The 13,014-nt window shown below is 70.0% G+C and carries 13 protein-coding genes and 1 riboswitch; of the genes, 11 read left to right on the plus strand and 2 right to left on the minus strand.

Annotation, left to right across the window (positions count from 1 at the left end):
• Together CSR00_RS14550 and CSR00_RS14555 are read left to right on the plus strand one after the other, a co-directional pair.
• A complete protein-coding gene (locus CSR00_RS14550) occupies positions 1 to 834 on the plus strand; it encodes an exodeoxyribonuclease III (RefSeq protein ID WP_099023125.1) in 834 nt (277 codons plus the stop codon).
• A gap of 110 nt (positions 835 to 944) precedes the next feature.
• Positions 945 to 1,349, plus strand: a complete 405-nt coding sequence (locus tag CSR00_RS14555; protein ID WP_099023126.1) for an Imm1 family immunity protein — start codon at positions 945 to 947, stop codon at positions 1,347 to 1,349.
• Between the two features lie 424 nt (positions 1,350 to 1,773).
• On the opposite strand, the gene CSR00_RS14560 is transcribed toward CSR00_RS14555, so the two are convergent.
• The gene (locus CSR00_RS14560) at positions 1,774 to 3,543 is read right to left on the minus strand and encodes an MFS transporter (protein WP_099023127.1); all 1,770 of its coding nucleotides are present in this window, start codon (positions 3,541 to 3,543) and stop codon (positions 1,774 to 1,776) included.
• A gap of 161 nt (positions 3,544 to 3,704) precedes the next feature.
• Positions 3,705 to 4,586, minus strand: coding sequence for an SCO6745 family protein (locus CSR00_RS14565; protein WP_099023128.1), 882 nt, complete (start codon positions 4,584 to 4,586; stop codon positions 3,705 to 3,707).
• 94 nt (positions 4,587 to 4,680) lie between these two features.
• Here CSR00_RS14565 and CSR00_RS14570 point away from each other — a divergent pair, with 94 nt between their 5' ends.
• From CSR00_RS14570 to CSR00_RS14610, 9 genes are all read left to right on the plus strand, one after another.
• Positions 4,681 to 6,087 carry an aminotransferase-like domain-containing protein gene (locus CSR00_RS14570; protein ID WP_218014486.1) on the plus strand — a complete coding sequence of 469 codons (1,407 nt, stop codon included), beginning with the start codon at positions 4,681 to 4,683 and terminating at the stop codon, positions 6,085 to 6,087.
• 61 nt (positions 6,088 to 6,148) lie between these two features.
• On the plus strand, positions 6,149 to 6,658 hold the full coding sequence (locus CSR00_RS14575; RefSeq protein WP_099023130.1) for a GNAT family N-acetyltransferase: 510 nt from the start codon (positions 6,149 to 6,151) through the stop codon (positions 6,656 to 6,658).
• A gap of 7 nt (positions 6,659 to 6,665) precedes the next feature.
• Positions 6,666 to 6,781, plus strand: a riboswitch (TPP riboswitch).
• Entirely contained in the window at positions 6,771 to 8,372 is a 1,602-nt protein-coding gene (thiC, locus tag CSR00_RS14580) for a phosphomethylpyrimidine synthase ThiC (RefSeq protein WP_099023131.1), read from the plus strand. (Overlaps the previous riboswitch by 11 nt.)
• Entirely contained in the window at positions 8,369 to 9,229 is an 861-nt protein-coding gene (gene thiD, locus CSR00_RS14585) for a bifunctional hydroxymethylpyrimidine kinase/phosphomethylpyrimidine kinase (RefSeq protein ID WP_245906018.1), read from the plus strand. The genes thiC and thiD overlap by 4 nt, the downstream gene beginning before the upstream one ends.
• The gene (locus tag CSR00_RS14590) at positions 9,219 to 9,845 is read left to right on the plus strand and encodes an alpha/beta hydrolase family protein (RefSeq protein ID WP_099023132.1); all 627 of its coding nucleotides are present in this window, start codon (positions 9,219 to 9,221) and stop codon (positions 9,843 to 9,845) included. The genes thiD and CSR00_RS14590 overlap by 11 nt, the downstream gene beginning before the upstream one ends.
• Before the next feature lie 94 nt (positions 9,846 to 9,939).
• Positions 9,940 to 11,427 carry a flavin-containing monooxygenase gene (locus CSR00_RS14595; protein WP_099023133.1) on the plus strand — a complete coding sequence of 496 codons (1,488 nt, stop codon included), beginning with the start codon at positions 9,940 to 9,942 and terminating at the stop codon, positions 11,425 to 11,427.
• Between the two features lie 18 nt (positions 11,428 to 11,445).
• Positions 11,446 to 11,739 carry a DoxX-related protein gene (locus tag CSR00_RS14600; protein WP_099023134.1) on the plus strand — a complete coding sequence of 98 codons (294 nt, stop codon included), beginning with the start codon at positions 11,446 to 11,448 and terminating at the stop codon, positions 11,737 to 11,739.
• A gap of 66 nt (positions 11,740 to 11,805) precedes the next feature.
• Positions 11,806 to 12,030: a hypothetical protein gene (locus tag CSR00_RS14605; RefSeq protein ID WP_099023135.1), complete on the plus strand. Its 225-nt coding sequence runs from the start codon at positions 11,806 to 11,808 to the stop codon at positions 12,028 to 12,030.
• The gene (locus tag CSR00_RS14610; protein WP_176562065.1) at positions 12,027 to 12,896 is read left to right on the plus strand and encodes an oxygenase MpaB family protein; all 870 of its coding nucleotides are present in this window, start codon (positions 12,027 to 12,029) and stop codon (positions 12,894 to 12,896) included. The genes CSR00_RS14605 and CSR00_RS14610 overlap by 4 nt, the downstream gene beginning before the upstream one ends.
• The last annotated feature ends 118 nt before the right edge of the window (positions 12,897 to 13,014 follow it).

A 13,014-nucleotide genomic window follows, 5' to 3' on the forward strand; every position in this document is an offset into this window, starting at 1 on the left:
ATGCGACTGGCCACCTGGAACGTCAACTCGATCCGCACCCGCGTGGACCGGGTGACCGACTGGCTCGCCCGCGCCGATGTCGATGTGCTGGCGATGCAGGAGACCAAGTGCACCGACGCGCAGTTCCCCACGATGCCGTTCGCCGCCCTGGGCTACGAGGTGGCACACGTCGGTGTCAACCAGTGGAACGGCGTGGCGATCGCGTCCCGGGTCGGGCTGGACGCCGTGGAGATCGGGTTCGAGGGACAGCCGATGTGGAACGGCAACCCCGAGGCGGAGGCGGCCGCCGAGGCGCGGGCCATCGGGGCCACCTGCGGCGGGGTCCGGGTATGGAGCCTCTACATTCCCAACGGGCGCACCCTGGACGACCCGCACTACACCTACAAGCTGGAGTGGCTTGCCGCGCTGCGTGACACGGCCGCCGGCTGGCTGAGCGACGATCCGGACGCGCCGATCGCCCTGGTCGGCGACTGGAACATCGCCCCCGAGGACGAGGACGTCTGGGACATGGCCGCATTCGCGGGCAAGACCCACGTCTCCGACGCCGAGCGGGCCGCGTTCCGGGCGCTCAACGACGCCCGGTTCGCCGACGTGGTGCGCCCGTTCACCCCCGGACCCGGTGTCTACACCTATTGGGATTACACGCAATTGGCGTTCCAGAAGCGCCGCGGCATGCGCATCGACTTCATCCTGGGCTCCCCCGCGCTGGCCCGGCGCGTCACCGACGCCGAGATCGTCAAGGACGAGCGGCGTCCCGCCAAGAAGGGGGCCGAGGGACCGAAGGCCGTGGCGCCCAGCGACCACGCACCGGTACTGGTGGAGCTGGGCGGTTAGGAACGGGCGACGAACCTGGTTGGTGCCCCATGGGAGTCAGGGCAGCCTCGTCGCCCCCCGGCTGGTTCAGTGGTGGTCGCATATCCCGGATCGTCGGATAGCGTGGAGACGTGCTGCTGCGCTGGGAAGACCAAGACACGATGGTCGACACCCGGACGTTGGACGACGTGCTCGACGAGATCGCCGCGCGGGTTTCCGATCCCGTGCTGGTGTCGCTGAGCGGTCCCGCCGGCGCGCTCAGCCTGGGCCTGGGACATCCCGGTGGCGGGTTGCTGCTGTTCCTACCGGGCGATGGTTCCACCGGACCCCTTCACAGCATCGGCGACGTCCAAGCGCGCGATGGTCGCGATGGTGACGTGCGGTTCCGCCGGGCCGGTCAGTCTTTCTGTTTCTCCCCTCGATGCTTGATCCCCCACGACGTGATGCGGGACGCGGCACGCTTTTTCGTGGCCGCGGGGACGCTGCCGTCGCAAGTGAGCTGGGAGGCGGAACCATCCGCGGCCGGGCCGGCCTAAGAGCAGCCCGGCGGGTAGGAACCCGACGGGTATCGGCAACATGGGGCTCGCGGCCCACGGCGGTGAGGATCAGCGGTTTCATGCGGATCGCGACCATGTGGCGGTATACACCAATCAACAGCGCCAGGTGACCCGAGGAGACCGGCATGGGCATGGCGACGGCGAGCGAGGTTCTGGCCAGTGCACAGGAGCGGACCGCCCCCCGGCTGGATCGGCTGGGTCGTCGTGATCGTGATCGGGTTGGTGGGCGCAACACTCACGGAACGCATTCCTGCCGTCCACAACGCGACAGCCTGGCAGCGAGGGGTCGCCGCGGGCATCGGCGGTGCAGCCGCCGCTGCCGTCGTCTGGTGCCTGGCCTATTGCGTCTTCGGAGTCGACCTACCGTGACGACCCACCCTGGGCCGGTCGCGGGCCCGCCGGCTCACGCCTTGTCGTCGGCCACCGGGACATCCGCGTAGCGGCCCGGGTTGAACAGCGAGGCGATCCCGCCGATCACCATCATGATCGCCGCGGCGGTGAACACCACCGTCAGACCGGTGTGGAACGGCGCGGTGATCAGATCCGGGAAGAACGTCTTACCGGTCAGCACCTCGACGTTGACGCCGGGCTGGTGCAGCGCGTGATACGGCGCCAGCAGCTCGGCCATCGGGTTGTAGCCCAGGAACGCCGCGAACAGGCTGCCCACCGGGGGCAGGTCGGCGACGTGGTTGGCGACGTCGGCCGAAACACCCTGGGCCTGCAGGCCGGAACTCAACGCACCGGGCAGGGTGGCCGCGAGGCCGACGATCATCAGCGAGAAGAACACCCCGATCGACAGCGACGACCCGGCGTTGAAGAACGTCGCGCGCACCCCGGAGGCGGCACCGCGCTGCGCGGCCGGGACGCTGGACATGATCGCGGCGGTGTTGGGCGAGGTGAAGATTCCGCCGCCCAGACCGTTGATGAAGATCAGCAGCGCGAAGACCCAGTAGTCGAAGTTGACCGGGATCATCATCAGCGCGGCGAACGAGCCGGCCATCAGCGCCATCCCGGCCACGGTGAAGGGGCGGGCGCCGTAGCGGTCGGAGAGCAGCCCCGCCACGGGGCCCGCGATCAGGAACCCGACGGTGATCGGCAACATGTAGACCGCCGCCCACAGCGGGGTGGATTCGAAGGTGTAACCGTGCAGGGGCAGCCAGATGCCCTGCAGCCAGATGATGAGCATGAACTGCAGCCCGCCGCGCCCCATCGAGGACATCAGCCCGGCGAGGTTGCCCATCCCGAACGAGGTGGACTTGAACAGCCGGATGTCCACCATCGGCTGTGCGACGTGCAGCTCCACGAAACAGAAGGCCACCAACAGCAGCAGGCCCGCCGCGATCGAGCCGAGCACCCACGGGCTGGTCCACCCGGTGGGCGAATCTCCGTAGGGCTGAATTCCGTAGGTGATGCCGACCAGCAGCACCGTGAGCCCCACCCCGAAGGTCAGGGTGCCGGCCCAGTCCAGCCGCCCCGGTGTCCTGGCGCCGATCTCCCGTAGCGAGCGCAGGCTCCACACCGTGCCCAGCAACCCGATCGGAACGCCGACCCAGAAGATCGCCTTCCAGTGCCATTCGGACAGGAAGCCACCGATCAGCAACCCCAGGAAGGACCCGGCGACGGCGGCGACCATGTTGATGCCCAGCGCCATCCCGCGCTGGTTGGCCGGGAAGGCGTCGGTCAGGATGGCCGAGGACGACGCCATCAGCATCGCGCCACCGACACCCTGAACCACACGCCAGGCGATCAGCCACAGCGCTCCGTTGCCGAGATGGAACGGGTCGAAGGACAGCGCGACCGCCGCGAGCGTGAAGACGATGAAGCCCAGGTTGTAGATGCGGACCCGCCCGTACATGTCGCCCATCCGGCCGAACGGGACCACCAGCACGGCGGTGACCACCAGATACCCCATCAGCATCCACAGCAGGTAGCTGACGTTGCCGGGTGCCAGCGGGTTCAGCCCGATGCCGCGGAAGATCGCCGGCAGCGAGATCAGCACGATCGAGGCGTTGATGGTGGCCAGCAGGGTGCCCAGCGTGGTGTTGGACAGCACGACCCACTTGTAGAACGGGTGTTCGTGGTCGATGCGCCGGCGTCGCCGCGCGGTCTCGGCCACCGCGGCTTCGGGGTCGGTCGCCAACGGTGATTTCGTCGTATCGGCCTCAGTCGTCATCTCGCACTATTCGTCTTCGCCGTTCACGTGGTCGTCAGGGAAGCGGCAGCACCACAGCGTGCACCCAATTTCGCATATGTTAGCTATACAAAGCATCTCGGGGCAATATTGTTCCCCGAGGGGACACGGCGGACCTTGTTCCCCGAGGGCAGTGGGCCGGCTCAGCGTCCCGCCCGGCGCCCGGGCCGCGGGACGCCGATCGGATTCGGGTCGGTCATGGCGCCGGCGTCGTAGAGCGCCGCGCTGATCGGCGTGCAGATGTCGATCACCGCCTCGGCCCCCGCGGGCCCCAGCGCGGTCACCGGGTCGCCGGCCAGCATGTCGGTGCGGTCCTCGACCTCCCGGCGCAGCGCACCGCCCACCCGGGTGAGCCGCCCGTCACCGTCGATCAACCGCCGGGCCCGCATCCGGCGCCTGCCCGCATCCCACTCCTCGTCACTCCAGCCGCGGTTGCGCTGCAGCACCTCCCGGGTGACCGAACCGGTGGCGACGTGGGTCAGCAGTGCGTCGATGCCGGCCAGGCCCTCGCGCACGCAGGCCAGAACGTGCCCGTCGCCGCGGTGCTCCCGCAGCACGGTGGCCGCCAGCCAGATGCGCGCGGCCACGCAGTCGGGCCGGACCACCTGGGACCACGCCGCGGCCAGCGGGCGCCCGTCGAATCCGCACCCGTCGGCCGCGGCCTCCAGCAACCCGGCCAGCCGGTCCTGCTCCGGGCGGCCGACCCGGGCCAGATACGGGTTCAGCACCTCGACGGCGGTGTCGATCCGGGCCGCCAGGACGGCCTCCGGCGTCGCGTGCGACCAGGCCCCGGGCAGCGCGCGAGCCACCCGCCCGGGCGCGAAGCTGTAGAACATGGCGGCCACCGGCGCGGCGGTGATGGCCCCCAGCGGGGCCGAGCGGGCCGAGAAGTACCCCATCCAGTACCCACTCATGCCCAGGCCGAGCGCGACCTCGCGCGCCCGGGGCGCGAAGTAGACCGCCGCGTGCAGTGGCTCCACGGCCTCCCAGAGCCGCCGGGCAAGCGTCGCCGCCGGTGACACCACGTCTCCTCCTGATCCCCGAGCCATGCTCGCGTCAGTTCGGTTGATCTTCGGTTCGTCACTGAACCCCCGCCGGGCCCGGCAATACAGTGCCACTGTGAGCCACTATGACCGAATGGACCAGAACGCGTGGTGGTCGACGGTCGCGCTGGAGGGTTGGTCGGACCGCCCCGGCCCGCGCTACCGCCGCCTGGCGGACGCCATCGAGGGTGCCGTCGACGGCGGTCTGCTCGCCGCCGGGCAGCGCGTCCCCGCCGAACGCGTGCTCGCCGACCTGCTGGGCGTCAGCCGGGGCACGGTGGTCCGCGCCTTCGACGAGTCGGTCGCCGCGGGCATCCTGGGCCGGCTGCACGGCTCGGGCACCTTCGTGCGGGCCCGTCCACGCCGGATGTCCCGGCCACCCGCCCCCGTCGACGAGCCCGACCCCGACCTGATCGACCTGTCGCTGGCCGGTCCCCCGTCACCCGACCACCTCCCGGTCACCACCGTCGACGTCGCCACGGCGCCCCTCGACGCCGCCGCGGACCCCGTCGGCCTGCGCGCCCTGCGGGAAGCGCTGGCGCGCCGGCTCGGTGATCGCCTCGGGGTCCCGACCACCCCCGAACAGCTGCTCATCACCGCGGGCACGAGCGAATCGCTGACGCTGCTCCGGGACGGTCTGGGACTGCACGCCCGTGACGTCCTGGCCGGCTGCCCGGCGGGCCGGGCCGTCGTGCGGGCCTGCGACCGGTGGGACGCGCGGGTGATCCCGGTCTCCACCGACGCGTTCGGCATCGACGTCACCGCCGTTCAGCGGCTGCAGCGCCGTGTCCCCGAGCCGGTGCTGCTGCTGTCGGCGACCACGGGCCCGCGCGCGGTGCCGCTGACCGACCCCCGGCGCCGCCGCCTGGCCCAGTTGCTGGGCACCGGGCCCGCGATCGCCGTCGAGGAGGTGTCCGAGACCGCCTGGCTGTCCGCCGATTCCGGGGACGGCGCGCCGCTGTCCGCGCTCTCCGACCAGGTGGTGGCGGTCGGCGACCTGGACCGGCTGTTCTGGGCCGGCCTGGGCATCGGCTGGGTCCGGATCCCCGACGGCCTGCGGGCATCGTTCACCGCCCCGGCCGGTTTCCGGCCACCGGGGGTGGCCTCGCAGCTGCTGGCCGCCCGGCTACTCGCCGCCGCCGAGCCGGCCTGGTTCGCGGATCGACGCGCCCGCTGCCGCCACGACGGCCACCTCCTGAGCGGGCTGCTGGCCGCCGAGCTGCCGGCCTGGATTCCCGAGGCCACCGCCGCCGGCCCGGGCCTGTGGGTGCGTCTGCCGGTGCCCGAGACCACCACCTTCAGCCACGTGGCGCGCCGATTCGGCGTGGTGGTCTCCCCCGGCGCCGGGTACTGCCTGGACGGCGCCCATCACGACGCGATCTGGCTGTCGGGCTGGGCCGACGAGGCGGTGCTCCGGCGGGCGGTGGATGCGCTGGCCGAGGCGTGGCGCGCCTATACCCAGCGGGTCGCGGCCACCGTGTGACTGGGCCACCGGCACCAAGTGGCCCTGTCGCCCCCGCCGGCGGCCGCCGTTGCATGGGCGCATGGACGACACCACATCGGCGACCACCATCCGGATCCGGCGGCTGGGCCGCGGGCCGGCCGACCGTGCCCGGGTCGCCGAACTGCAGTCCCACTGTTCGGCCTACGACCTCAAGATGCGTTTCGGCTATCCCCGGGCGCGCCCGGAGAACGTGGACTGGTCGCTGCCCCGGGGTCGCCGCGACGTGGCCTCGCTGATCCTGGTGGACGGGACACCGTGCGGGACCTTCTGCTGCCGCGCGGGACGGCACGGATACGAGCTGGCCGGGATCGTCGCCGAGCCCTGGCAGCGACGCGGCCTGGGACGCGCCGGGCTGCTCTGGACCCTGGCCCGGCTGCCGCACGGAGCCGTGGTGATGGGGCAGATCGACGCGGTCAACGTCGCCGCCCGACGCCTGCTTCAACGCTGCGTCGCCGGCGTTGCGTTCGACTTCGACAGTGAGACAGTGAGTTTCGAATTCAGCAGAATTTCGGCGAGGGAGGGGTGTTGCAAACCGGTGGTCCTGCACTAGGTTGGGTGCAGTAACCCACGGGAGCGCACGCCCGAGTGCGCTGAGAGGACGGCTGAACAGGCGCCGTCGACCGTACGAACCTGTCCGGGTCATGCCGGCGTAGGGAGTGAACATGACTGCTGTGCCCGTTTCCGTCGAGTCCGTCACCACCGGCCCCATCGCGGGCAGCTCGAAGCTCTACCGCACCACCGCGCAGGGGGATCGGGTGCCGTTTCGCCGGGTGCACCTGTCCGACGGCGACCACCTCGATCTCTACGACACCTCTGGGCCCTACACCGATTCCGACGCGGTGATCGACCTGACCGCGGGCCTGCCGCCGCGGCCCGGGGTGGTGCGCGACCGCGGCACCCAGCTGCAGCGGGCCCGCGCCGGCGAGATCACCGCCGAGATGGCGTTCATCGCCGAGCGCGAGGGCCTGCCGGCCGAGCTCGTACGCGACGAGGTCGCCCGCGGCCGTGCCGTCATCCCGGCCAACCACCACCACCCCGAGAGCGAGCCGATGATCATCGGCAAGGCCTTCGCGGTGAAAGTCAATGCCAACATCGGCAATTCGGCGGTCACTTCGTCGATCGGCGAGGAGGTCGACAAGATGGTGTGGGCCACCCGGTGGGGTGCCGACACCATCATGGACCTGTCCACCGGGCGCGATATCCACACCACCCGGGAGTGGATCCTGCGCAACTCCCCGGTGCCCGTCGGCACGGTGCCCATCTACCAGGCCCTGGAGAAGGTCAACGGCGATCCCACCAAGCTGACGTGGGAGATGTACCGCGACACCGTGATCGAACAGTGCGAGCAGGGCGTGGACTACATGACGGTGCACGCCGGGGTTCTGCTGCGCTACATCCCGTTGACCGTCAACCGGGTGACCGGGATCGTCTCCCGCGGCGGGTCGATCATGGCGGCCTGGTGCCTGGCGCATCACACCGAGTCGTTCCTGTACACCCACTTCGCCGAGCTCTGCGAGATCCTGGCGCGCTACGACGTGACGTTCTCGCTGGGCGACGGGCTGCGCCCGGGCTCGATCGCCGACGCCAACGACGAGGCGCAGTTCGCCGAGCTGCGCACCCTCGGTGAGCTGACCGCGATCGCCAAATCCCATGGGGTGCAGGTGATGATCGAGGGTCCCGGGCACGTGCCGATGCACAAGATCGCCGAGAACGTGCGCCTGGAGGAGGAGCTCTGCGACGAGGCGCCGTTCTACACGCTGGGGCCGCTGACCACCGACATCGCGCCGGCCTATGACCACATCACCTCGGCGATCGGCGCGGCGATGATCGCCCAGGCCGGCACCGCGATGCTGTGTTACGTCACGCCCAAGGAGCACCTCGGGCTGCCCAACCGCCAGGACGTCAAGGACGGCGTGATCGCCTACAAGATCGCCGCCCACGCCGCCGACCTGGCCAAGTGCCATCCCCGCGCGCAGGAACGCGACGACGCGCTGAGCAAGGCCCGGTTCGAGTTCCGCTGGCATGACCAGTTCGCGCTGAGCCTCGATCCCGACACCGCGCGGGAGTTCCACGACGAGACCCTGCCGGCCGAACCGGCCAAGACGGCGCACTTCTGCTCCATGTGCGGGCCGAAGTTCTGCTCCATGCGCATCACCCAGGACATCCGCGACACCTACGGCGAGCAGATCGAGCAGGGCATGGCCGCCAAATCCGCGGAGTTCGCCGAGCACGGCAACCGGGTCTATCTACCCTTGAGCACGTGAACTACCTACCGTTGACACCGCCGGGGCAGACGCCGCTGCGGGTGATGACCATCGCCGGGTCCGATTCCGGCGGCGGCGCCGGCATCCAGGCCGACCTGCGCACCTTCGCGATGCTCGGCCTGCACGGATGCGTCGCCATGACCGCGGTCACCGTGCAGAACTCTGTGGGAGTCAAGGGCTTTCACGAGATCCCCCTCGACGTGGTGGCCGGCCAGATCTCCGCGGTCACCTCCGACATCGGCATCCAGGCGGCCAAGACGGGGATGCTGGCCTCCTCGGAGATCATCGAGACCATCGCCGCGACCTGGCGCACCGAGATCCTCGACGGCCCCGGCGCCCCGGCCCCACTGGTCGTCGACCCGGTGTGCGCCTCCATGCACGGCGACCCGCTGCTGCACCCCAGCGCGCTCGACGCCCTGCGCACCCGGCTGTTCCCGCTGGCCACGCTGATCACGCCCAACCTCGACGAGGTGCGGCTGCTGGTGGACATCGAGGTGGTCGACGAGTCCTCACAGCGGGAGGCGGCGCGGGCGCTGCACGCCCTGGGCCCGCGGTGGGTGCTCGTCAAGGGTGGCCACCTGCGGTCCTCGGCGCAGAGCCCGGACCTGCTGTTCGACGGCAGCGACTTCCACGAGTTCGCCGCACCCAGGGTGCACACCGGAGACGACCACGGCGCCGGGGACACCCTGGCCGCGGCCACCAGCTGCGCTCTGGCACACGGCTATTCGGTGCCCGACGCGGTGGCGTTCGCCAAACAGTGGGTCACCGCGTGCATCCGGGCCGCCTATCCGCTGGGCCACGGCCACGGCCCGGTTTCGGCGCTGTTCCGGTTGACCGGCCTGCCCGATGAATCCTGACGCGATCGCGGGCGTCGCCCACGAACCCGAGGCCGCGCCGACGGGTGTGGTGCTGCTGACCCACGGCGCCGGCGGCAGCCGCGAATCGCCGCTGCTGATCCGCCTGTGCGACGAGTGGGCCCGGCGCGGCTGGCTCGCGGTGCGCTACAACCTGCCCTACCGGCGGCGCCGCCCCAAGGGGCCACCCTCGGGGTCGGCGGCCTCCGATCAGGCCGGTGTCCGGGAGGCCATCCAGGCGGCCCGCGCGGCGGGGCTCGGCCCGGTGATCGCCGGCGGGCACTCCTACGGCGGCCGGATGACCTCGATGGTGGTCGCCGACCGGGGTCAGGGCGGGGCCGCCGCGGACGTGCTCACCCTGTTCTCCTATCCGCTGCACCCGCCGGGCAAGCCGGAACGCGCACGCACCGAACACCTGCCGGCGATCACCGTCCCGACGGTGTTCACCCACGGCACCGCCGACCCGTTCGGCAGCATCGAGGAGCTGCGCGCCGCGGCCGGGCTGCTCGGGGGGCCAAGCGAGATCGTCGAGATCACCGGTGCGCGCCACGACCTGGGGTCCAAGACGCTGGACGTGCCGGTGCTGGCGGTCGACGCCGCGATTCGCCTGCTGGATTGACGGGTCGCGGCGGCCACACCAGCGACTTTGGTCCCTAGAGTTAGGGCCGACACGCTGATATTACCGCCGAGTAAGTCGTTGTAGTCTGGCTGCCATGTCCGCAGCACCACTGGATGCCGTGATCGTCGGCGCCGGGTTCGCCGGCATCGGCGCGGCCATCCAGCTCACACGGCTGGGTTACCGGGATTTCGTCATCCTCGACCGCGAGGACGACCTCGGCGGCACCTGGCACGTCAACCACTATCCGGGCCTGGCCGTCGACGTGCCGACCACCACCTATTCGTACTTCTTCGAGCCCAACCCGAACTGGTCGCGGCTGTTCTCCACCGGCACGGAGATCAAGCAGTACGCCGCCGACGTCGCCGACAAGTACGACCTGCGCCGGCGCATGCGGTTCAACACCACCGTCGAGAGCGCCCGCTGGGACGAGGAGACCGATCAGTGGCGGGTGACGCTGGCCGACGGCCAGACGCTGGCCGCCCGCTACCTGATCACCGCGACCGGGTTCCTCTCGCAGCCGCACATGCCCGACATCCCCGGGATCACCGAGTTCGGTGGGCGGATCATCCACACCACCGCCTGGGACGACGCCTACAACCCCGCCGGTGACCGCATCGCCGTGATCGGGACCGGCGCCACCGCGGTCCAGCTCGTTCCCGAACTGGCCAAGTCGGCCGCCGACCTGACCGTCTACCAGCGCACCCCGATCTGGGTGGTGCCCAAGATCGACGTCCGGTTCTCCGAGCGCGCCAAACGGCTCTTCGCCCGGGTGCCGTTGACGCAGCGCGCCATCCGCGCCGTCACCGACGGCGTCTACGAGTTCATGGTCTATGTCGGTGTGGTGCACAACAAGGTGTTCCGGGGCCGGTTCAACATCGCGGCCTCCGATCTGGCCAAGATGCACCGGTTCGCCTCGATCCGCGACAAGGATCTGCGCGCCCGGCTGACCCCCGACTACGACTTCGGGTGCAAGCGCCCCACCTTCTCCAACAGCTACTACCGCACGTTCACCAAGCCGCACGTGCACCTGCAGGACGCCGGGATCGCCCGGATCGAGCCCGACGGCATCGTGGCCAACGACGGCACCAAGACGGCCATCGACACCTTGGTGCTGGCCACCGGCTTCGACCTGTGGGAGGCGAACTTCCCGGCGATCGAGGTCATCGGTCGCCAGGGCCGCAATCTGGGCAAGTGGTGGCGCGACACACGGTTCCAGGCCTACCAGGGCATCTCGATGCCGCTGTTCCCGAACTTCCTGTCGCTGGCCAGCCCGTACGCCTTCCTGGGGTTGAACTTCTTCAACACGATGGAGTACCAGATGCGGCTGATGGACCGGTTGTTCACCGAGGTCCAGCGGCGCAAGGCGACCACCTTCGAGGTCACCGAGGACGCCAATACGCGCTATCTGGACCGGATGACCGAACTGCTCGGCGACTCGCTGTTCACCAACGGCGACTGCGCCTCGGCGCGGTCGTACTATTTCAACCCCAGCGGGGAGGCCACCCTGCTGCGCCCGATGAGCATGCGCAGGGCGATCCGGGAGGCCTCGCGGTTCCCGCTGTCGGACTACCGCATCTCCTGACCAGAAACGAGGACCGCGATGACGGACGCACCACAGGGTTGCCAGGGTTGCCGGGGTTCCCGTGCACCGCGGGTGGCGGGACTGCTGCTCACCGCCGCGGGTTTGTCGCATTTCGTCAAACCGGGCATCTACGAGCCGTTGACCACGGCCGCCTTCCCGACCCGCACCCGCCAGTACGTGTACATCAACGGCGGCATCGAAACCGCGCTCGGCCTGGGGTTGCTCAGCCGTCGCACGCGCAGGTTCTCCCTCGTCGGCATCCTGGGCTACCTGGGGTATCTGGGCGCCAACGCCGCCCGCAACGCCGGCTGACGTCCTCGGCCATTCGGCCCCACCGGGCGAGAATAGCCATTAACATAGCGCCTCGGAAGGAGGCGCATGCTCACCAGGATCCGACAGTTGCTCGCCTATGAGTTCACCGTCGCCGAGCTCATCGGACTGGCCATCATCGTGGGTACGCCGTACCTGCTGATCGGGGTGGTGTGGTCGTTCACCCACACCGACCATCTCGACCAACTCAGGGGCGTCGACCTGGCGGTGTCGTTCCTGGGTTCGATCGTGTGCTGGCCGGTGCTGGTGTTCTCGAATGTGTGCATGACATGACGACGGATCTGCAGCGCACCCGCATCCGGATCACCCGGCGCACCGCCCGCTGGGACGACCGCGAGGTCACCGCCGCCGATGCCATGGACTTCTGGGCGTTCGCCGCCGGTGCGGCCAACGTGGTGATGCAGTTGTCCTGGCCGGAGGTCGGCCACGGCGTCGCGGAGAGCACGGTGACCTCCGGAAGCCTGATGCACCATCCGTGGAAACGCGCCCGCACCACGTTCAGCTATCTGGCGGTGGCCATCATCGGCAACGACGAGGACCGCGCCGCCTACCGCGCCGCCGTCGACGGTGCGCACCGGCAGGTGCGTTCGACCCCGGCGAGCCCGGTCAAGTACAACGCGTTCGACCGGGACCTGCAGATGTGGGTGGCGGCCTGCCTGTTCGTCGGCCTGGAGGACACCTATCAGCTGCTGCGCGGGGAGTTGACCGAGGAGCAGGCCGAACAGTTCTACCGGTCGGCGTTCACGCTGGGCACGACACTGCAGGTGTCCGAGGATCAGTGGCCCCCGACCCGCGCCGCCTTCGACACCTACTGGGAGCAGGCGTGCCGGCGGGTGGCGATGGACGACACCGTCCGCGACTACCTGCACCATCTGATCGGGCTGAAGATGGTCAACCCGATGCTGCGTCCCTTCAACGGCCCGCTGCTGCGCTTCCTGACCGCCGGGTTCCTGGCCCCGGTGTTCCGCGACGCGCTGGGTGTCACCTGGTCGGACCGCCGCCAGCGCTGGTTCGAGCGACTGTTCCTGCTGGTGGCGTTCGTGAACCGTTTTCTGCCGCAGTTCATCCGGCAGGGCGGCAGTTATGTGCTGCTCGCCGACATCCGGCGGCGGGTGCGGCGCAACAAGCCGCTGATCTGACCGGATCCGTGTCGCGAGTCGGACAGCCATGACCTCCCGCGCGGTTTCGCCGATCCTGTAGCCACCGAGGAGAAGTCCGATGCAGCGGCACGGCAACGACAGGCTGGCGGGTGGCCGG

The sequence above is a fragment of the Mycolicibacterium palauense genome (genome assembly GCF_002592005.1).
GTDB classification, from domain to species: Bacteria; Actinomycetota; Actinomycetes; order Mycobacteriales; family Mycobacteriaceae; genus Mycobacterium; species Mycobacterium palauense.